The organism is Thaumasiovibrio subtropicus (assembly GCF_019703835.1).
Lineage (GTDB): Bacteria > Pseudomonadota > Gammaproteobacteria > Enterobacterales > Vibrionaceae > Thaumasiovibrio > Thaumasiovibrio subtropicus.
Genome location: NZ_AP023054.1, coordinates 2,338,684 through 2,359,822, shown reverse-complemented (window position 1 = coordinate 2,359,822; position 21,139 = coordinate 2,338,684). Strand labels below are relative to the sequence as shown.

At 46.5% G+C, this 21,139-nt stretch carries 18 protein-coding genes; 11 read left to right on the top strand and 7 right to left on the bottom strand.

All coding sequences use genetic code 11. From position 1 onward, the window contains the following. Positions 1-110: 110 nt before the first annotated feature. Positions 111-1,598, bottom strand: a complete 1,488-nt coding sequence (locus tag TSUB_RS10365; protein ID WP_087026199.1) for a hypothetical protein — start codon at positions 1,596-1,598, stop codon at positions 111-113. 278 nt (positions 1,599-1,876) lie between these two features. Here TSUB_RS10365 and TSUB_RS10360 point away from each other — a divergent pair, with 278 nt between their 5' ends. Next, a complete protein-coding gene (locus TSUB_RS10360) occupies positions 1,877-2,560 on the top strand; it encodes a hypothetical protein (protein ID WP_087026201.1) in 684 nt (227 codons plus the stop codon). 28 nt (positions 2,561-2,588) lie between these two features. Here the strand turns inward: TSUB_RS10360 and TSUB_RS10355 are convergent, their stop codons facing one another. Together TSUB_RS10355 and TSUB_RS10350 are read right to left on the bottom strand one after the other, a co-directional pair. Beyond that, on the bottom strand, positions 2,589-3,047 hold the full coding sequence (locus TSUB_RS10355; RefSeq protein ID WP_159065048.1) for a hypothetical protein: 459 nt from the start codon (positions 3,045-3,047) through the stop codon (positions 2,589-2,591). Between the two features lie 545 nt (positions 3,048-3,592). Continuing rightward, positions 3,593-4,555, bottom strand: coding sequence for a LysR family transcriptional regulator (locus tag TSUB_RS10350; RefSeq protein ID WP_087026207.1), 963 nt, complete (start codon positions 4,553-4,555; stop codon positions 3,593-3,595). A gap of 113 nt (positions 4,556-4,668) precedes the next feature. Here TSUB_RS10350 and TSUB_RS10345 point away from each other — a divergent pair, with 113 nt between their 5' ends. Genes TSUB_RS10345 through TSUB_RS10335 form a run of 3 tightly spaced genes read left to right on the top strand, consistent with a single transcriptional unit; the run spans position 4,669 to position 7,586 of the window. After that, positions 4,669-5,883 carry an argininosuccinate synthase-related protein gene (locus TSUB_RS10345; RefSeq protein ID WP_087026208.1) on the top strand — a complete coding sequence of 405 codons (1,215 nt, stop codon included), beginning with the start codon at positions 4,669-4,671 and terminating at the stop codon, positions 5,881-5,883. Positions 5,884-5,895: 12 nt separating this feature from the next. Further along, positions 5,896-6,654, top strand: coding sequence for a 2OG-Fe dioxygenase family protein (locus tag TSUB_RS10340; RefSeq protein WP_087026210.1), 759 nt, complete (start codon positions 5,896-5,898; stop codon positions 6,652-6,654). Between the two features lie 14 nt (positions 6,655-6,668). After that, positions 6,669-7,586 carry a DMT family transporter gene (locus tag TSUB_RS10335; protein ID WP_246616352.1) on the top strand — a complete coding sequence of 306 codons (918 nt, stop codon included), beginning with the start codon at positions 6,669-6,671 and terminating at the stop codon, positions 7,584-7,586. A 33-nt stretch (positions 7,587-7,619) separates the two neighbouring features. Here TSUB_RS10335 and TSUB_RS10330 read toward each other — a convergent pair whose 3' ends face one another. Then, positions 7,620-9,347, bottom strand: coding sequence for a putative bifunctional diguanylate cyclase/phosphodiesterase (locus TSUB_RS10330; protein ID WP_087026214.1), 1,728 nt, complete (start codon positions 9,345-9,347; stop codon positions 7,620-7,622). A gap of 726 nt (positions 9,348-10,073) precedes the next feature. On the opposite strand from TSUB_RS10330, the gene TSUB_RS10325 reads away from it, so the two are divergent. Continuing rightward, on the top strand, positions 10,074-11,123 hold the full coding sequence (locus TSUB_RS10325; protein WP_159065049.1) for a serine hydrolase domain-containing protein: 1,050 nt from the start codon (positions 10,074-10,076) through the stop codon (positions 11,121-11,123). A 79-nt stretch (positions 11,124-11,202) separates the two neighbouring features. Beyond that, entirely contained in the window at positions 11,203-12,537 is a 1,335-nt protein-coding gene (locus TSUB_RS10320) for a helix-turn-helix domain-containing protein (protein ID WP_087026220.1), read from the top strand. Positions 12,538-12,608: 71 nt separating this feature from the next. On the opposite strand, the gene opgC is transcribed toward TSUB_RS10320, so the two are convergent. After that, the gene (gene opgC / locus TSUB_RS10315) at positions 12,609-14,177 is read right to left on the bottom strand and encodes an OpgC domain-containing protein (protein ID WP_159065050.1); all 1,569 of its coding nucleotides are present in this window, start codon (positions 14,175-14,177) and stop codon (positions 12,609-12,611) included. Positions 14,178-14,733: 556 nt separating this feature from the next. Here opgC and TSUB_RS10310 point away from each other — a divergent pair. Further along, positions 14,734-15,402, top strand: a complete 669-nt coding sequence (locus TSUB_RS10310; protein WP_087026226.1) for a YadA-like family protein — start codon at positions 14,734-14,736, stop codon at positions 15,400-15,402. Positions 15,403-15,494: 92 nt separating this feature from the next. Here the strand turns inward: TSUB_RS10310 and TSUB_RS10305 are convergent, their stop codons facing one another. Together TSUB_RS10305 and TSUB_RS10300 are read right to left on the bottom strand one after the other, a co-directional pair. Then, on the bottom strand, positions 15,495-16,181 hold the full coding sequence (locus TSUB_RS10305) for a helix-turn-helix transcriptional regulator (protein WP_087026229.1): 687 nt from the start codon (positions 16,179-16,181) through the stop codon (positions 15,495-15,497). A gap of 88 nt (positions 16,182-16,269) precedes the next feature. Next, positions 16,270-16,593 carry a hypothetical protein gene (locus tag TSUB_RS10300; protein WP_087026233.1) on the bottom strand — a complete coding sequence of 108 codons (324 nt, stop codon included), beginning with the start codon at positions 16,591-16,593 and terminating at the stop codon, positions 16,270-16,272. 224 nt (positions 16,594-16,817) lie between these two features. Here TSUB_RS10300 and TSUB_RS10295 point away from each other — a divergent pair, with 224 nt between their 5' ends. Genes TSUB_RS10295 through TSUB_RS10280 form a run of 4 tightly spaced genes read left to right on the top strand, consistent with a single transcriptional unit; the run spans position 16,818 to position 21,123 of the window. After that, positions 16,818-17,525, top strand: coding sequence for a GntR family transcriptional regulator (locus tag TSUB_RS10295; protein WP_246616459.1), 708 nt, complete (start codon positions 16,818-16,820; stop codon positions 17,523-17,525). A gap of 14 nt (positions 17,526-17,539) precedes the next feature. Continuing rightward, positions 17,540-18,424, top strand: a complete 885-nt coding sequence (prpB, locus tag TSUB_RS10290; protein ID WP_087026237.1) for a methylisocitrate lyase — start codon at positions 17,540-17,542, stop codon at positions 18,422-18,424. A 41-nt stretch (positions 18,425-18,465) separates the two neighbouring features. Continuing rightward, on the top strand, positions 18,466-19,626 hold the full coding sequence (prpC, locus tag TSUB_RS10285) for a bifunctional 2-methylcitrate synthase/citrate synthase (RefSeq protein ID WP_087026239.1): 1,161 nt from the start codon (positions 18,466-18,468) through the stop codon (positions 19,624-19,626). Positions 19,627-19,671: 45 nt separating this feature from the next. Then, entirely contained in the window at positions 19,672-21,123 is a 1,452-nt protein-coding gene (locus TSUB_RS10280; protein WP_087026243.1) for a bifunctional 2-methylcitrate dehydratase/aconitate hydratase, read from the top strand. Positions 21,124-21,139: the final 16 nt, after the last annotated feature.

Below are 21,139 nucleotides of genomic sequence, written 5' to 3'. Positions count from 1 at the left end.
CGCATTTGAGCGCCTTTTTACTCTACTCAAACCACCTCAAGATGCTTATTCAGCGAGAATTTCAAGGCGTGCCAGCCAGACACTTTATTGAACATTGAAGGGGCATATGTTCAATCTTCTGGCTTAAATCGAAATTTCTCTACAACGTAAAAGTGCATGCGTTTGTCTTGATAGAGCAGAGGCAAAAGCACGAAAAGTAAGGGGAGTAACACCACTTTTTTAAGCCCGATAACGGCGACAATCACAAACAGGGTGAACATTTCGACCGCACCCCATAACCAGTTCTGTGCGGAACTGATGACATCACTGCCCAATGCCGTTTGGTATTCGGCCATATGATGTAAGTTTTGGAAGAGATGAATGGAAGCGTTCCCCGAGGTAAAGCTGTTAACCTTGAAGGTGAAGGTATACCAAACATCTGCATCTTGAATGCGCAGGTAGGTTAAGTCGCCACTGGCTTTAAAGCGGCGTAACTTTTTCCCATTTCGACTGAGGGTAACATTGCCCATGAGATCGAGTTCAACATCTATGATGATGTCGTTGAGTTTAAATCGCCCGCGTTGCTTTTTAAGGATGAACTGCGGTTGCCAACTAAAGTCGTAATCATGTTTATCAAGGCTGTCAAAAGGGAGTGCATCTTCTGAATGAGTGATATCAACATAGACACGGCTATCGTATTTGTTGTTGGTCAGGTGAGTTTGGATTGAATCGCGAAGCGATTGTAAGAACTCTTCGGAACGAGGTAGTAAGTTGAGCTCGGTATAGCGAAGAAAAATGATCGGCGCTTTTTCACTGATATCGTACTCCAGCGAGAGCGGCGTCATCACATCACACTCTGCGAGATTGTTTATCGATGATTCGTAGTCTTTTTGCCATTCTTCGACGCAATTAACAATGGCATTCAGCTTTTCGGCCTCGTATTCAAGTAAAGGAATTGCGAGGGTAAGATAGCCCCTCTGAAAGGCGTCATTGGTCCGCTCGTCATTTAAATTCTTACGGAATTTTGTACGCAGATGAGGGGCATCGGTATCTAGTTGGGGGCTGAATAATTCGAAAACTTCGACGACGCCCAAACCTCTATCTAGCGCATATTTGAGTGCGGCTTTAAACCCAGCGAGATCCCAGCCTTCTGACGCTTCTTTAAACGCTTCACTACTTAAAATATCGAGTAAAGGTTTCACGTGCTCAGGCGGGACATATTCACCAGTACAGTAGTTGGGGCCGCCACGCAAAACGCCTACATCGAAGCGTCTAAAGAGATAATCGAAACTGACAAAGTGATCGCCAATGTTAAGATGCTTTGCCCAATCATCGTAACCCAGTTTGAGCAAAGCGCTACCGCGTTGATAGTAATGAGGATGAAGATAGGCGAGTAAATTGGCACTTGCATGTCCTAGATTGGAGTCGAAGCACTCTTCAGCCACATGGTTAATGATGATGGGATACACTTCGAGCTCTAGGTAATGGGTATTTGCACCGTAACGCTCTTTTAGTTCATTGAGTCGGGACGCCATAAGACGAGGATCTTCATAGACATCAAGTACATAATGTTCGAGGTCGTCCCGTGACATCGGTACATAGCTAGTATCTAAACCCATGATTCAATTCCGTTTGCTGATATATCATGGGATTCTATCACTCCGGTCTCTTTTGTTCACGTTTAGATAACATCAAACCAGATGTCAATGATGTGAATGAGCGAGTCGCGAAGTTGTTGAACAAGCCCCCTATTAGGCAATGAGTAAGCACTCTCAACTTAAATTGCGATGAGTTAAATGGGAGATGTTTCAAAAATACCCTTTTTAATTGAGTGAAGCACTTTAGCCCTAAGCGGGTGAAGATATAATGCCAGTAAAGTTTATAACGAGGGTTAGTTATGTCTGAACCAAAAGAGCCGCTTGCGTTCTCTCAGGTGTTTTTTAAGCCAACAGCGACCGCCAATTACATTCGAGATTTGGACGAATTTGTCATGAAAGTCGAATCTCCTGATGCAAATAAGGCTGCGAGCAATTCTGGGCGATTACCTTGCGCAATGGCAGCTATTCTTTTCTTATTTTCGCTCTTTAATAATCATTTATCATCATCAGACGAAATCGTTTTTGTCATCGCGATTATACTCGCGATTCCCATCCCGTTCTTAATGGGCTGGTTTGTGAAAAAGTACCTGCGTTTTAAAGCTTATTTGGTGGAAAATTGCTTTTCACTCAAAGACAGAAAAGAAAAATTATTTATTGGCTTGGCGAGAGCGGCATGGGTATTTTCTGTTGCGTCGGTTTCAGTCATGTGTTTACAGCAACTGGTATTAATGAATGCCGACATAAACTGTAGTCTCTATGGCTGCTCATACAGTAAGATAGTAGAGAACTTCATTTTGATAATCTCGATAGTGTCTTTCGTGCTTTCGCTCTACTATGTCGTGTTTAATGCTCGCGTGGTGGCAGGTGTTGTAGAGAAGTCTGCATGGGCAGCGTTTGGATTAATGTTGTTGCTAGATTTTCTGTTTATGATGGTTGTCTATCACTTCATCATAACCATGATGTCGGTTTTTGGTATGCGATAGTGGTCTTAGAGAGGAGAAAAAGCCGCGATTAAGCGGCTTTTTTTTCAAGTGTGATGTTAGGTTGCTGGTTTAGATAAACGAGAAAGCCTACACCAACCAATGCGTGCCAGTTATAGAGAAGTAAGTTCTTGGCAAAGTTAGTCATGACTTCGCTGTTAAACTCACCATAATGGAAATGGCTAGCTAGGAACTGTACTACACCCAATACGAAAAAGGTGAGCGTGATCCAAATAGCAAACTTGGTTAGCCATATGGCGTTGCCCTTGTATTTGTAAGCAGCAAAGAAACTCATGATGTAGAGGCAAACGACCAATAAGTCGGAAAATAAATAGGCCACCCAGCCATGCAATTCAAGCAAAATTTCAAGGAAAGAATATTCGAATTGGTGCATCGCAATCGCACCTTGTACAATTAAGTACGCTGTTTTTATCACAACGATAGCACTAAAAGCCATCAAAAAAGAACGCATCTTGGAACTGTTTTCCATGTCTGTTACTCAAGTAAAAAATTTATATACTCAAGCCTCCTCAAGATGCAGCGCTTTAGGGCGCTAGGCGCTTCATCGTTGTTACTGTTTTTCGATTTAGCCCACTAGCCTTTCAAGGCAGTGCCTTGCTGCCAAACCAAGACGTTTTCGCTGAACACGCATCTTGAGGTGGTTTGAGTATCGCTATTTTATTCACCGTCTTGGCGCATTTAAAACGAGTGGTGAAAATCTGTGAGTGATATCTAGAAATGACTTTTGCCTGGGGTTCTTAATTAAGTCAACGGGGTTGGTTGTCGTTAGCTGGTGCTGAAAATTAAGTTTAAGGTAAAGGTGTGAAGGAATGGTTTCCTCTTTTGAGCACCTTTAACACAGAAATCGGCGTGCTAGTCGCTTCCCTTCGGGCGAGTTTTCTAGGCTCGCCAGCGTCATTGCTGTTTTTTGATTTAGCTCACTAGACCTTCAAAACAGTGCTTGGCTGTCTAGTCTAGGAATTCTCGCTGAACAAGCCTCTTGAAGTGGTTTGAGTCTATCTGGCGCGTACGGAATCAGCCGCTGTTTTTGTCGGGTTCACTGTAAAACGTCTTCATCATATTGGGGTTGCGTGCGAAGGCATCAGCGATGTAATCGATAAATACGCGCTGTTTGGCAGGCATGTACTTACTTTGCGCAAACTGCATAACTATCTGGCCACGGTAGTTGCCTGCAAGCTGCCAGTCTGGCAGCACTTGGACGAAATCTGGGTCGTTCAGAATAGGGCGTGCCGCAAATTCAGGCAATACGCCAATGCCGAGTCCTTCACGGATGGCTTCTAAGCGCATCTCTGTATGATTAACTATATACCTACCGTCGATCGTGACCTTCACTTTCTTGCCTGCCAGGCAAAACTCCCATTCATTGTCTGTCACATTTTCCCCAAGAAAAATACAGTCATAGTTGTCGAGATCACTTGGGTGAGTTGGCAGTTCTTTATCTTCGAAATAATGTTTGCTGCCATAGAGCACTAATCGAACGCTGCCTAATTTTTTTGACACGAGGCCTTCGGTTGGTTTGTCTGTAAGGCGAAAAACAACGTCGATTTCATCACTAATGGGATCAATAAAATGGTCTGTCACTTTAATGTGCAGTTTGATTTGAGGGTAACGTTTCAAAAAAGTGGGAATAAGCGGGGAAAGTACTTGTTTACCAAAGGCTTTTGGTACAGAAACTCGCAAGTATCCTCTCGGTTCCAGTGAGATAGAGCTCGAGATGTCACAGGCTTTTTTGGCTGCATCAATCATGCTAAGTGAATAGGTATAAGCGACTTTTCCTGCTTCACTCAGGGTTAAATTACGGGTCGTCCTTTCTAGCAATTTGACGCCAAGTGCTTCTTCAAGGCGCGCCATTTGGCGACTGACCGCTGAGGGAGTGACACCCATTTTTTTAGCGGCGGCAGTGAAACTGCCAGAGTCAACGACGGTCGTGAATATAGCCAAATCCGAAAGTAGGGGTAGCAGTTTATTTGTGTCCACAGCGCAAAAGTCCTGTTCCTAATGACGTAATTATAACTTGTTAAGAACAAGTTAACATGAATATGTCATTAGTTGCTAGCCAACTCGGTTAGTAGATAAGTGAGGAAGTAACGATGAAATTGATTCGAAGTGCACAGGACCTAAAAACGGTTTCTCAACATACCAACCATGTATTAACCCTTTTTTCTGGTGGCTTAGATAGCAGTTATCTTCTTGCCATGTTGAGTGAATTGCCGGTGAAGGTGACTGCGCTCGCGGTGGATTTAGGCGATGAGATTGATCACCCGAGATTGAAGCAAATTTGCGAACATTTCGATGCAGAGCTTTTGGTTGTGGATGCCAAGCATACCTTCATCCAAGACGCGGTCGTGCCAGCAATTCAGGCGCAGGCAAAATACTTAGGCCTTTATCCGATTAGCTCGTCATTATCGCGTCCGGTGATTGTAAAACATGCGGTTGAAGTGGCGGAGCGGTTGGAGTGCGGGGCAATTATTCATACTGCAAACCTGTCACAAAATAGTTTGCGTCGCCTCAATGGCTCTATTGAGCAAAGTGGCTACCAAGGTTTCTATGGCTCGCCTTATCAATTTACCGTGCTATCTCGAGAGCAGAAGAAGCGAGCATTAGCGACTTTGGGGCTAGGCGACTTTAAAGAACGTTGTGTGAGCGGCGATAGTAACCTTTGGTGCCGAGAGTATGAGTCGGGCATTCTTGATAACCCAGAGTGCTTTTTCATGCCAGAGGGACTCTATCAATGGTGTCGGTACGACGAATCAAAACAACTTCACCAAGATAATCATTTGCTGACTGTCTGCTTTCGTAATGGCGTGCCTATTTCAGTCAATAACATCTCAATGCCGATTGAGCAGATGGTGGGCTTTTTAAACCGAGTCGTGGGGGCCTATCAAATCGGGCAATACAGTGGACTTGAGCACTTGGCTGGGGGACAGAAAGTCCTTGAAGTGCGTGAAGCGCCTGCCGCAAAAGTCTTGATGGAAGCTTACCGGCATCTAGAGACGGCAATTCATCCAGCGTCTTTATTACAACAGAAGATGATTTTGGAACAGCAGTGGGTGATGGAAGCGGTTGAAGGGCGTTGGGGCAGTACGATACATACCGCCGCCCGAGATTTTATTAATGCGACGACAGAAAATGTGTCTGGCATTGTGACATTTCAACTGCATCAAGGTGGATGGGCGCTAAATGCCGTCTTTGCCGAAAATGCACTTTATCTCAAAGATCGCGATGCGTGGGAAGCCGCAGAAGCGACACAGCAATCTCGTGCTGATATTCAGGTACAAGTCAATCCAAGCAAAATTTGGGCTTAAAGGAGAAAGCAGATGTTAACTTGTATTGAACAGCAGCAGGTTTCACCACTTGATATCAACACCCATATTGACCCATTTCGAGGGCTGGATTATGCCTTCTATCCTGGTGAGCAAGTGATCTCTGCATTGGGTATTGATGCAGAACAGCTCGCACAGTTTAGTCGTCATTGGGATCAACTTTGTATTGATAAGTATATGGCTGATGGGGGCACCTATCGTTTGCGCCGTTATGGCCAGTGCGACTATTACGCCGAAGATAAAGCGCCAAATTGGCTGCGTCATCGCCCTTATGTACAGTCGAATGATGTCAACCCGTTAAATGGCGGTATTGTCCGCCACTTTGAGCCGCTGGAAGAGAGCTTCAAGCAAGATCCGGTATTACTGGGGCTTGTCGAGTTGTTGGCCGAAATGTTTGATGCTCGCTGGGGTGAAAAAGTGAACTGGCGGGTCCGTTTTCATCCATACCGAATTTTGGCGACAGCAGGCGGGCAAGGAGAGCCGACACCAGAAGGGCTCCATCGTGACGGGGTGACGTACATCACTTCCGTGATGGTGAAGCGACACAATGTGGTCGGGGGCAAAACAACCATTACGGATGCCAACCGACAGTTCCTTGATGAGTTTGTGCTCAGTCAGCCACTGGATGTGATGGCGGCAGACGATGAAACCACCATGCATCAAGTCACGGGAGTGAATGTCGACAATGATCTCGTCGCGACGGCGTATCGCGATGTGTTAGTTGTTGCGTTTACTCATCCAGATCAACTCTAACTATGAGGCGAGCAATGTCGAAAGAAGAATACATGGAAGTACCCAGTTCGGTACTGAAACGGCGATGGCCAGTGGCAGAACTCATGCTACTTGCTGTCGCCATTTTTTGGGGAACTAGCTATGGCCTGACCAAGGAGATGCTGGTTTTTATTTCGGTACTTGGTTTTCTCTTTGTGCGTTTCACATTGACCTTCTTGGCATTGTTGCCAATGTTCATTCGTGATTATCGGCGAGGTCTCGCAAACGATTGGCAAGCCGCTATTCCTACGGGCATTATTTTGCTCGCCATTTTTATTTGCGAAACCTATGGTGTATTTCATACATCCGCGGCCAATGCCGCGTTCTTAATTAGCCTGTGCATCATCATCACCCCGTTTGCCGAGTGGTTGGTCTTTAAGCAGCGGCCAAGTGAACGGTTGTGGGTAATGGCAGGGTTGAGCGTTGTTGGGGTGGCATTGCTGACAGTACCAGCGCTTGAAGAGATTCAGTTCAATCGTGGGGATGCGTTTATTCTGTGCGCGGCTTTGTTACGTGCCGCTATGGTCGTGATGACAAAACGTGTTTTGAAAGGAAAGCAGTTATCCGCCTTGGCGATTACCTCGATTCAATCTGGCGTGGTGATGGTGGGTATTTGCCTCTTACTGCTTGCGACCGGATTTGAGTGGTCTCAGTTGCTGGTCTCCAACAGCAGCTTTTGGATGATTTCACTGTATTTAGTGGCGTTTTGCACCATTTTTGCGTTTTATGCACAAAATTATGGGGTTAAGCACAGCACACCGTCGAAAGTGAGTTTACTGATGGGTTCAGAACCTGTCTTTGGCGCGCTGTTTGCGGTTGCTTGGCTAGGCGAAGCGTTAACGTTATGGCAATGGGCTGGTGGGGCGTTAATTGTCGCAGCAACTTGCTATGTGGCTTTCGAGAGGACTGAGTGATTTGAGTGGGGTTAGTTCCTTTGTCCCACGGGATTACTCAACACCGTGTAGATTAGCAAATTCGATCGCGTTAGAACGATTGGTTGGTTTTGCGAAATAGTAACCTTGGAGATAGTTGATACCTATCTCTTTGGCTTGTTTTAACATCTCTTCAGTTTCAATCCCTTCACCAACAACCGCAATTTTGCGGCGCTTACAAAGATCGACCAGTGAGGATAGATAGGCGGCGACTTCCCATTCGGTCATGGCTTTTGCGATAATTTTACGGTCAATTTTAAGTTGGTTGAATGGGATGCTGAAAAAGCTTTCTAATGAGGAGTAGCCCGTGCCAAAGTCATCAAGGGAGACAGAGAAACCGTTGTGTCTTAGGGCATGGATCTGTTCAATTGCGAAGGTTTCGGACTCTAAGATTAACGATTCTGTGATTTCGATAATCAAGCAGCTAGCGGGCAGGTTAAAGTGCGCTAAGGTTTGCTGTACACGTTTAACAAATTTGGCTTGAAGTAGCTGCAGTACCGAGACATTGACCGATACCTTAATGTCGAGGTCATGATGATCTTTACAAAGTCGAATAAACTCACATGCCTTGGCGATAACAAAATAGCCAAGCTCAACGATGGTTTTATTGGACTCGGCAACAGAGATAAATTCATCAGGGTAGATTTCGCCATAGTTTTCACTTCGCCAGCGTACCAGTGCTTCGAAGCTCTCGACTTTGTGATTGGCCGAACTAACAATGGGCTGAAAGAGAATATAAAACTCGCGCCTATCCAGTGCAGATTTGATCCCGGTTTCGATGAAGAGGCGACGCTGCACGTCACGGTAGTTTTCAAAATCAGAGAAGCAATAGCTCATGTCCGTTTTAATGGCATAGAGCATGGCAAACTTGGCTTGAAAAACGACATTTTCAGCAGAAGCTTCAGGGTTTGGCAGCATACACACACCGGAGATCAGGTTGTGAGCATAGCTGTGGTTATATTGTTTGAGAGTCAGATTAAATTGGCGCTTTAGCACCTCAAGTCGATCGGAAATAGCTTGTTTGGGTAACAAGGTATCGAGTAAAACGGCAAACTCACCGTTATCAATCCTAAAGACATCCCCCACATCGGAAAAGACTTTGATAAGTGCTTCTGCTGCGGCACGAATGACATCGTTACCGGAGTCGTAGCCAAAGGTATCGGTGTAGATCTTAAGGAAGTTGATATTTGTGTAAATCACGGCGCCCGCTGTGACGGCGAGATCGACATTATTTAGGCTTTCTAGGAGCTTACGGCGATTATACGTTTTCGTCAGAGGGTCACGATAGGCGAGTGTATAAATATGGTCTCGTTGTGTCTTTTCACGGGTAATGTCGCTATGGGCACCGATCATGTAAAGCACATTGCCATCATCATCTTGTTTGATAATGCCGGTTGATTCGATCCAAACATACTCACCATGGCGATTGCGCACCCGATATTGGCTTTTGAAACGCTCAACATGATCACCAATTTGATGATTGACGTTATTACTAAAATAGTTGCGATCTTCTGGGTGAATTAATGCTTGCCATTCTTCAAGGGTCGACTGTGGCATCGGTAAATTGAAAATGCGATAGAAGGAAGGCGTATAGTAGGTGCACAGACCTTCAGGGCTCATTTCCCATAGGCCTTCATTGGAAGCGGAAAATAGTTCGATCATCCTCTCTTGGGATCGAGTATTCAGTGCTTCGATACTATAGTCGTCGTTCTGTGCCATTTCACCCAGTACTGCATAAGTCATTTAGTAACATCATAGCGGCTTCATTCACTCTCTGATAGTGCAATCATGTCTTATTCTTGTTCCATATTAATCATAGAGATAACACTTGATTGCTTTCTGTTCAGAAGTTGCTCTTATTCTATTCAGGTTGCGTCGCAATAACTTGAGCGAGATTATGTTTTTGCATGAAGCTTCACTGATTTATTCACGTTATGGTTTTTAAAAGTTGAATTATGACAGGGAAATTTGTGATATGGAGTCCAAAGTTTACGAAAAATGTTAACTTGTCCGCATTCTCTCAACGGGCTTCTCGCTACCTTAAGAAATTATGAGCCAAGTTGGTTATAAGTACCTTCAAATTCACTGAAAATGGTCACAATTCAGTTACATTGCCGTCACTCCTAGTCAGTTTGACTAGTTTTATAAAAGCATGATCATGTGAATTTCGGGGCATATGTAACAGACACGTTCTACATTTAACCTCTATAAGCTAATTCAATTTAGCGATTGAGTTTGCCAGCTCGATGAGGAGAACATTCGCCGCAATGTCGAGATAGCGACGCAGTAAAAAGACGTCGCAACGGCAAGGCGGCAGTTTTGGCAAGTCTGTCAGTAACTAGCAGTAAACCAATAATAAATAGAGCAGAGGCTCACATCGAGATCAGGCGTTTCGTTGAAGGTACCTTACACTCTTTCAGCCACATTTAGCGTATTGATCGTCAACACACATAGCTGGGGGAAGAAACCGTGCGTGCATGGTGGATTATTTTTTTGATTGCACTGACTCTGTCGGGATGCGGTGCTGAGGAACATAGCGAGGATTCGGTAGGGCATAGTGACGTTATTATGCAGCCTATCGCGGATCGTATCGCGCGTGGTGAAGGTGGGAACCTACACTGCTTTATGGTGTGGCAGCGCGGAGTGACGCGTTTAGAAGTCTATGGTGACGCGCCGGGTATGGCGGGGATGCTAAAAACAGATCAATTATCAGGCTCACCAGAACGTCGTTTTAACATGCATGCTATCTCTCGTTCAGTGATTGCCATGCTGGTTTTTATTGCCATTGATGAAGGGGAGTTCAAGTCATTGGACTCGCCGCTTCACCAGTATTTATCGACTACGCCATCCAAGCCGCGAGATTGGCGAAAAATAACGTTGAGGCATGCTCTTGATATGCGTACGGGGCTGCCCCTTGATGAATCAGCAACAACCAAAGTGCGGTTCGATCATGCTTGGAACCAGTTAAATCGCGCTGAAAGTACGCTTGAATTTATCTTCTCCCAGACTTTTGTCGATAAACCGGGTGAGACATTGCGTGTCTCTGGTACATCGACGGTATTGTTGGCAAAAGCCTTAGAGTCAGTTTATGGCAAACCCGTAGAGAAGTTAGCTGAAGAGAAGCTCTTTACGCCGCTGGGAATAACGAGTGCTCAATGGCTAAGGTATCAAGGTAGCCGAGAAATCGGGGTCGACTTTGGCTTGCAACTGATCAGTGCGGATATGGTGAAGTTGGGGCAATTGGTGTTGCAAAGAGGTGAGTGGGAAGGTAAGCCGATTTTCGCGGAGGCATGGGGAGACGCATTACTAAAAATAGGCACAGGTAATGAACAGTTTGGTTTGCAGTTCTGGCGTCTGTCCGCATTCTCGCAAGCAATTGTTGCGAAGGGCGAAGGGGAACAATATATTGTGATTTCACCTCAAAAAGAGGCAGTGATTGTCAGTACAGCAGGCAACTATCTTCAAGAAGGAGAGCCGATACTCGGCTTACTGAACGATGTCCTGCCTATGTTACCTTAGTAGGGGTTTTCCGCCCCTATGGTGATGACTGAAAAGATGCGCTAACCGCATCGTATTAGACAGTGAGTATGGACACCACGTGAATAAAGTATTACGAGCCGCTGAGCTCATAGAATCTCGCCTGCCTGAGATCCTCTCGTTAGATGAAATCGCAGCCCACTGCTATGCCTCAAAATGGCACCTGCAACGCAGCTTTAAGAAAGTGACAGGCCTGTCCATTGGCCAGTATCAACGGTACCGCGCCCTGAGTTTAGCGGGATTAGAGGTAGCGGAAGATAAGTACCGTATTCTTGATATCGCATTAAAATATGGATTTGAATCACAAGAAGCCTTTGCGCGTGCGTTTCGACGTTTTGCGAATGTAGCGCCAAGGAATCTGCGTGGCAATCACACGTGGGCGCGAATTATTACGTTGCCAAAGATCGATGAGCAACTGTTGGCTCGCTTCGATATTTACCGTGCAATGCAACCCACTAAGCGGGCTTTTCCGGCACAACGTTGGGCGGTGTATGTTGAGCAGTTCGAAAACTCGCGTTCAAAAGACACCGATATTGAAGGGCAGATTGATCAAATGTGGCAACGCTTCGATCAACGTCCTGAAACGGCCAATCTGACCTGTCGGCAATTGAGTGTTCTGGAGTTTTGGCAACTGGATTACTATACCAGTGGGCTTTTCCCCATGGGGATTGCTTACCAAGTTGAAGACGGCGAGCCAGTTCCTGATGACATGGTGATTGTCGATGTTCCCGCTCGAGAAGCATGGGAATTCGAGCTACCTGATAGGCACCACATTCAGAGTTTCTTTATCTATTTCTATGTGCTTTGGATAAAAGAGCAAGAAGGGCGAGTCGGTGTTCCACCGATCATTTGGAATGGCGGTGACTCGGGCGCGGTGACGGCTTACATCCCCTGGCTTGATGAAGCTGATGTCGCTTGTCCGCCAGGTATGCAGGGTGAACCCCAGTTACAGAATCAAGTTCACGAGACTCGCCTTGTGAGAGAAGTTGATATTTCAGAGTGCCAAAAGTTGGGTTCTCATATCATTACCGCGGTACTCTCTACATTACTTGATGCGCCAGTCAATGCGATGATTGAGCGAGTCTATTTCTCGGATACAGACGCTGAGAACGCAGGGGTGTTCGGTATCTACATTGATCATCTCGATAACGACAAAATGCCTGTCAATCAAGAGGATACGTCACTCATCTTTGAAAAGGGCCGTTGTCTTGTTTCTCATTGGCAGGGTAGTCTCCAAGAGATCGCCAAAGGGTTAGAAACCTATCTACATCACTATATTTGGGAATCCAAATACTACTATATACCCGGTGTTTCGATTGTTGAAAACCTGACACGTGATGAGAGTGGCAGACTCAGTTTTACCTTATTCACGCCAGTGAAATATCGTAGAGGCTAAGTGCAATCTGTTGTGAGACAAAATAAAAACGCCGAGGATGGGATCTTCGGCGTTTTTTTGGATTAGCTTGCCTAGAAGTGTATTAGAGAGACGGTCTGTGTGTTGTCTTCTAAGTGGTTGAAACCAATGTCATCCATGCTTGGTGGGCCATTGAGGCGGGGGTTATTGGAATAGCCAAATGGTTCCATGGGCATACCGACAGACGAAAACGTCAGTTGATTATTCTTATCCCGGTCTTGCAGCACAAATAGCGCATACTTCGCCGATTTAAACTTACCCAGCTCGACACCTTGACTCACCGCTTCAGGAGAAAAACTGCCTCCAAATGCAGAGGGTGGCCCCATGAGACTGTCATGTTCTGCATAGAGCAGCACCATCAAGTCTGTCTCCATATCTTTGAGGTTTTCTACTTTTACCTTCAGCGAGAATGATGTGTCACCAAATGACACGGGTGCGGGTTTTAATGCTGACTCAATCGCTTTTGCTGACAATGAAACAGCAAGCAGGCCTACGGCAACCGTACCCCAGTGAAAAATCGGTGTTACGCCGCGACTGGCTTTTCGTTGACTCAGCATTGCGGGGATAAACAGCGTTGCTGTGAGCGCTAAAATGACAAAGGCATAGCTGTTTTGCATACGGATCGATGTCAACGCTGGTGCGGCAAGGAAGATAAGAATACTTTGCCACGCAAAGACTTGCAGCGAGTGCTTGCCCAGCAGCGAGAGAGGCACAGTGTGGGTATAGCTAGGAAAGCGGTGGATCAACCAGCCAATGACGTAAGCCAGTAACCCGAGATTGAGTACGCGTAACCAACCCAACTCTGGTTTATCGGCCAGTGCGTACATGATGCCTTGGTGTAAACCAAACTGCGCAAATGCGCCGTGATGGGCGGCCGTAAACAATAATGTTGCGATGAAGACGACAACAGTCACTGGGGTGTGTTTAAACCAATGTATTGGTTGAGTACGCTGTCGAAATCCAATTGCCGCCCCCACAATAAAGAGCAGTTGCCACGCGAAGGGGTCAAAATAGCCGACACTGACACTAAGATCTTCTGAGAAGATGGCATAAAGTGGCTTTAGCATATCTTGGTGCAGGTAACTTGCTAATACCCAGAGACCAAAACTCAATACTAACACTAACCAAGAAAGTCCTTTTCTAAATAGTGCGATCGCGAGTGGTAGCGCCAACATGAACAAAATGTAAATGGGCAAGATATCGAAATAGAAAGGACGATTTAACAGTACGGTACTGAGTAGTGAAGCTTGAACTGGTGCGGCAATAAAATTCGGTAAGTTGGCTGCTAAAACATCATGGGCGTTTCCAAAGAAGTGCGGAGCAATAATAAACCACGCACACACCAATATGAGGCAGCCAATATGGTAAAAATAAATGGTTGCAGCTCGGTGCCACGCTTTTCGAGTGACGTCGGCCTGTGACATCTCGGGTTTACTATATATTAAACCCGCGAGTAAACCCGAAATAAAAATAAACCCTTCTGCCGCCCCGACTTGACCTAAGGGTTGCAGCGTGACCCATTGCAACCTTGACCACCCACCGCTAATCCAAATGAGATGGTTTATGGTCATAAAGATTAGCAGTACACCTCTTAGGCTATCTAAGCCTTCAATCCTTTTCATAATTTTTCCCGTTGATAAAAGTGAATATATGGATTCCAATACCGCTTTGTTTTGGAGAACCATCAAATGCCATGTTTGTTCAAAATGGTAAACAGTAAAAGTCACGACATGCTTTCACCATAGCGCGCTGTTGCTTTTTTCATCTGACTTTAAGTGCGCAATCAATCAAACTGTGGCTTGAGTATATTGATGGCGCCAATGTGTAAAATATTTGTTGCGGCGCGACTTGTGTCGAAGAAAGTCGTCGTGTTATTTGTAAAGTGATCTGAAGTGTTGTTGGCATGTGTTAGGTGCTGTGTTTTCAGCCTGTTTTCCGCGCGGTTTTTTTATGGTTTCTTCTATGGGTGTGGGGAATGAAATAGAGAAATAAGATATACTTATCAGTCTGATAAGTACTACTAATTTGAATGAAACACTGTTCATTATTAATATTCACTCCATCGAAACGCACAGGGAAATTGACGTGTCACGATATTGATGAATACCGTGATGAAGTGAGGTCTTTCTTGTGCGTATTTATTTTTGTTTATATTGAACAGTGTTTAATTGAGGTCGTATGAAAAAGTCAATTTTGTCTCTAGCGGTACTGGGTCTTCTTTCTACTAGTGTAATGGCGAACAGCATTGATGTTGACGTTGATAACAGCGTACCAGGCGTCGCAGAGCGTCCACAGCCACAAGTACCAGGCAACCTTCCGGATGTAAATGTACCAGAACGCCCTCAGCCAGAACTTCCACCAGCACATTTGCCTGTGACTGATGTTGAGCGTCCTCAACCGGATGACGCAACGCCAAGTCGCCCGCAGCCAGATGATGTAACGCCAGAGCGTCCTCAGCCAGATAACACGCCAGATCGTCCTGAGCCGGTAGATCCAAGTTTTGGTATCCCAGCAATTGGCGCGGGAGATAACCAAGTTCGCATTGATTCTCTAGAAGCTTCTTTCCAAGAAATGGCTCGTGAAATGCGTGACCACGCAGAGCAGCTTGATGGCGTAAGAGCTGGTATGCATGCGGTAACGAATGCACGTCCATTTGTCGCTGAAGGTGAGTTCGGTGTTGGTGTTGGCGTTGGTTTTTCTGGTAGCAAAGAAGCACTGGCACTTGGCGGCGCATATGGTATTAACGAAAATCTGAGCGTTTCGGGTACGTTCCACTATGAAACTAGTGGTAAATACTCTTCTTCAGATGTTGCTGGTGGCGTTGGTCTTCAATACACCTTCAAGTAAGTAACGCTAGAGTCTTAGTCTGAGCCCCTTGCATAGCGAGGGGCTTTGTCGTTAGAGACTCAAGCATCTTGAGGGGACTTGAGTCTCTAGCGCTAGTAGTGTTCGTCATATTGACTGAGATAATGTTTCAGGCTTTTCGTGTCTGAGGTCTCAAAGCACTGAGGTAGAACGGCAAGATCATCAATGCGATCAACGCGAAAATTACGATAAGCTTGGCGCAGTTCGCACCAAGCGACTAAGGTCCATACTTTCCCCCAAAACACCTGTCCCAGCGGCTGAATAACACGCTGCGATGGTGTGCCATCTTCGGTGTGATAGTGAATGCGAATACATTGCTTGTTGTCAGTCGCGCTGCGTAACTGCTGGCTATGGGCGGCACTGACTGTATCGGTGTAGAAGTCAGGGACAATCAGCGGAAAGTCCTCAATCTGTCTTTTTAATCGATCAGGTAAAACCGACATAATCTTATGGGAAGCGGACTGACTCGCTTGGGCGATCTCTTTGTCGGACCAGGCTCTTACCATACGCATGCCGAGCTCTAGGGCAATCATCTCTTTCTCTGTAAACATGAGCGGTGGCAAGTGCGCACCCTTACCGAGTAGGTAGCCAACACCTGCTTCTCCTTCAATCGGCACCCCAGAGTTGATTAAAGATTGTATATCCCGATAGATGGTTCGTTCACTGACACCCATGCACTCAGCCAGTTGTTTTGCGGTGACGGCGTATCGTTTGGCGCGTAAGTGAGTCAATAGCTCAAGAAGTCGTTCCGCTTTATTCATTCGGGTATCAACATCCTTTTCGAGTGGGGAGTGTAAGGTGACCCATAATGGCGGCAAGCACCATTAGGGTCAACGGTTAGACTGAGTATTACGCTTTGCACGTTTCGGATTCAAACGAGTTCAGCACTTGGTGGTGAGTCATAACGACAGATTCTGGGTCAATGCAACGCATCAGATTTTTCGTGTGGTCACTTTTCATAAAAGCTTCGCCCGCTTGTTGGGCATTTTCCATGGTTGCCCAGTAGACAATATCTGTCCAAGTGTTGCTATTGCGATCAACACTGACTGAGCGATAAAGAAAGCCGTCTTGTTCTAACACAAAGGTCTGACACTCCTCATTGGCAGCACTTAGCTCTTGTTCAGTAATGTCTTGGTTCAGTTTGTAAGTGACTAATTCAATTGTCATATCCATTGTCTTTCTCCTGTTATTTTATAAGGCTCATCCCGCTCTGGTTGGGATGGATTAATCATAGAAAAATGCTATGACAGGGAATGTCAGTAGGGTGCCTTCTTAGTCAGTTCGACTAATGTCTAATCTAAATTGTCGACAATATGTTTGAGTTTTGTTCTATATAAGCCTAAATTTTATCCATAAATATTATATTGTCGACAATTTGAGGTTTATTGATGTCGGAAATGCAACAGGTGTTCAGTACAGCACTGCAAGGGAGTCAGCGGCGTGACCTCTGTGGTCAAGTCGTCGAAGCGATTGTCTGCGGCGTTTACGCCCCCGGAGAGAAGTTGTCAGAGTCTGAGATGGCAAAACGTTTTGGTGTTAGCCGAGGGCCATTGCGTGAAGTACTCATGCAGCTGACCGCGATGGGATTAATCGAACGGGTCCCAAATGTTGGTGCTCGCGTTGTCACGCTCTCTTCCACAAAGCTTTGTGATATCTACAGGGTCAGGGAAGCGTTAGAAGGGATGGCTGCGCGCTTGGCCGCGGAACTCATCAGTGATGAGGAGATCGCATCGCTTCGCGGCTTGTTGGAAACGCACGAAATGCATATTGAGCAGGTCGAAGGTGCTTCTTACTTTCATCAGCAAGGTGATTTTGATTTTCACTACTGCGTCATTAAAGCGAGCCGAAACGATAAGTTAATCAGCTTACTGTGCGATGAGTTGTACCAACTGCTTCGCATGTACCGTTTTCAATCACCACGTTCTCATTCTCGCCCTGAGCATGCGTTGCAAGAACACAAACAGATATTGCAAGCGATGGAAGAGCGAGATGGAGAACTGGCGGAGATGTTAATGCGCCGCCATATACAGCGCAGTCGGACCTTAATTGAACAGCAACTGGAAATAGGTAACGCAGATGCCCCCTCGCGTTTTCAACATCCATAAGGAGATGATTCAAGATGTCTAAGTCAGCAGGAAAACGTTTCAGACAGGCAGTGAGCGTTAATCACCCACTGAAAATTGTCGGTGCCATTAACCCTTATTGCGCCATGATGGCGGAGCAGGTTGGCCATCAGGCTCTTTACTTATCAGGCGCGGGTGTGGCGAACGCTTCTTTTGGTTTGCCTGATTTAGGTATGACGTCATTGAATGATGTGCTGGAAGATGCACGGAGGATCACTCAAGCCACAGAGCTGCCCTTATTGGTGGATATTGATACGGGGTTTGGCGGAGCGCTCAATATATCGCGCACCATTCGACAAATGGAACAAGCGGGCGTTGCGGCCGTGCATATAGAAGATCAAGTAGCGCAAAAACGGTGTGGCCATCGGCCAAACAAAGCCATTGTGACGCAAGCTGAAATGGTAGACCGAATAAAAGCAGCGGTAGATAGCCGAATGAGTGATGATTTTGTCATCATGGCGCGCACGGATGCATTGGCTGTGGAAGGGATGGACGCCGCCATAGCGCGTGCCGTGGCTTGTGTCGAAGCGGGTGCAGATATGATTTTCCCCGAAGCCATGCATGATCTCGAACAGTACAGAGCCTTTGTGGATGCGGTGCAGCGTCCAGTGCTGGCAAATATCACTGAATTTGGTCAAACGCCACTTTTTGGGGCTGATGAACTGGCAAAAAACGGTGTTGCTATGGTGCTCTATCCTCTAAGTGCCTTTCGTGCCATGAACAAAGCGGCCTTGAACGTTTATCAAAGCTTGCATGATCTTGGCCATCAGCGCGAGGTGCTCGACCAGATGCAGACGCGAGAGGAGCTTTACCATTTTCTTGCCTATCACCAATACGAACAAAAATTAGATGCGCTCTTTGGTAGCGACTCTAGCAATTAACTCACTCACAACGACAACATTGACTCACTAAGGAGCGAGCTATGCCAGCGGTATCAGCGAATTCCACCCCTCATGTTCATGGTAAAGGCGCAGGACTACGCGGTCAGTCTGCGGGTGAAACTGCACTTTGCACTGTTGGAAAAACGGGGTCAGGCCTTACTTATCGAGGTTACGATATTACCGATTTAGCGCAGTATGCAGAGTTTGAAGAAGTCGCTTTTCTATTGCTGAAAGGCCATTTACCTAACCTCACTGAGCTAAGAGATTATCAGCGCCAACTTTGTCAACTGCGCGGCTTACCTGATGCCTTAAAACAGGTACTGGAGCTGATTCCAGCCGACGCGCACCCCATGGATGTGATGAGAACGGGTTGCTCCTTTTTGGGTAATTTACAGCAAGAGGCATCTTTTGATGAGCAGCTATGGATGACCGATACGTTGCTGGCGAAGTTCCCTGCCATTATCTGTTATTGGTATCGATTCAGTCACCATGGTGTACGGATTGAAACTCGCAGTGATGAGCCCTCGACGGGCGGCTACTTCCTTGAGATGTTGACTGGTAAACCCACGAGTGAATTGCATAAGCAGGTAATGCATTGCTCTTTGATCCTCTATGCCGAGCATGAGTTTAATGCCTCTACCTTTACCGCGCGTGTGTGCGCGTCAACCTTATCGGATTTGCATTCCTGTATTACCGCCGCCATCGGTAGTTTGCGAGGGCCACTACATGGCGGCGCTAATGAAGCGGCCATGGCGCTAATTGAGCACTGGCGTTCAGCGGAAGAAGCCGAACAAGGCATTATGGCTAAGCTGACCAATAAAGAGAAAGTGATGGGCTTTGGTCATGCCGTTTACAGCGAGTCAGATCCGCGTAATGGACTGATTAAAGGTTGGTCAAAGCGGTTGTCCGACGAAGCGGATGATGGCTATCTCTATACCGTGTCTGAGCGGGTAGAGCAGGTGATGCGGCGTGAGAAAGGCCTATTTCCCAATGCAGATTTCTATCATGCCTCTGCTTATCACTACCTCGGGATCCCGACCAAACTCTTCACGCCAATTTTTGTCATCAGTCGTTTAACGGGGTGGGCTGCACACATTTTCGAACAACGTGAAAATAACCGCATTATCCGACCGAGTGCGGATTATGTCGGACCTGACCATCAAACTTGGGTGCCGATTGAACAACGTGAGAGCAAGGCATGATTGCTGCCATCCAACAAAACAAGCCTGAACAGAAAGGAGTAAATCATGAGTGCAAATGTAGACATTAATCAACGTCCAGATCCCGATAGCCTGCTCGTCAAGATAGCTGACTATGTGTTTGAAAACGAGAGACTATCTGCCGATGCCTACCAGACTGCGCGTTATTGCTTAATGGATACGTTGGGGTGTGGTTTGCTTGCGTTGCGTTTTCCCGAGTGCACTAAACACCTCGGCCCCATTATACCGGGGACGACGGTTGTCAATGGCGCGCGGGTGCCCGGGACATCACATGAGCTAGATCCGGTCATGGCGGCGTTCAATATCGGTTGCATCATTCGTTGGCTTGACTTCAATGACACGTGGCTTGCGGCAGAGTGGGGGCATCCCTCGGATAACTTGGGGGGGATTCTCGCAACTGCTGACTATTTAAGTCGCGTCGCCGTATCGCAAGGCAAAGCGCCGTTAACCATGCGAGACGTATTAACCGCCATGATCAAAGCGCACGAGATCCAGGGCGTCTTGGCCCTCGAAAACAGCTATAACCGAGTCGGTCTTGATCATGTCTTATTAGTGCGTGTGGCATCGACGGCGGTGGTCACCAAAATGTTGGGTGGCAGTCGTGATCAGATCATTGATGCGGTTTCGCAAGCATGGGTTGATGGGTGTGCGTTAAGAACCTATCGTCATGCGCCCAATGCGGGTTCTCGAAAGTCATGGGCGGCGGGTGATGCCACATCGCGCGCTGTGCGTTTAGCGATGATAACGATGAAAGGTGAAATGGGCTTGCCGTCTGTTTTAAGTGCGCCGCAGTGGGGCTTTTACGATGTCTTGTTTAACGGCGAAGCATTTAAGGTCAACCAAGCGTTTTCTAGCTATGTGATGGAAAATGTTCTGTTCAAAATTTCCTATCCGGCAGAGTTTCATGCACAAACCGCCGTAGAGTGCGCCGTGCAGTTACATGATCAGGTGGTTACTCGGTTAGAGGATATTGAACGCATTGAAGTGACGACACACGAATCAGCGATTCGAATTATCTCAAAAGTCGGGGACTTGGCGAACCCAGCAGATAGAGATCACTGTTTGCAGTACATGATTGCGATTCCGCTGCTCTATGGAGATTTGGTGGCTGAGCATTATGAAGACAGCTTCCATCAGCAAGATCCACGCATAGATCAACTTCGAGACAAAATGGTGATCGCAGAGGATCTCAGTTATACCCGCGACTATCTGGATGCGGATAAACGCTCCATTGCCAATGCGATACAAGTCTTCTTTACCGATGGCTCTTCAACAGAAAAGGTGGCGGTGGAATACCCTATTGGGCATCGCCGCCGTCGAGATGAAGGTATCCCCGTTCTAGAAGCGAAGTTCTTACGCAATTTGCAAACACGTTTTCCTCAAGGCCGTAGCGAACAGATCATGGCATTGTGCAGCGACCAAGCGCAGCTCGAATCGATGCCAGTGAATGAATTTATGTCGCTGCTCACCATTAACTGATCCACGAATGCTGAAT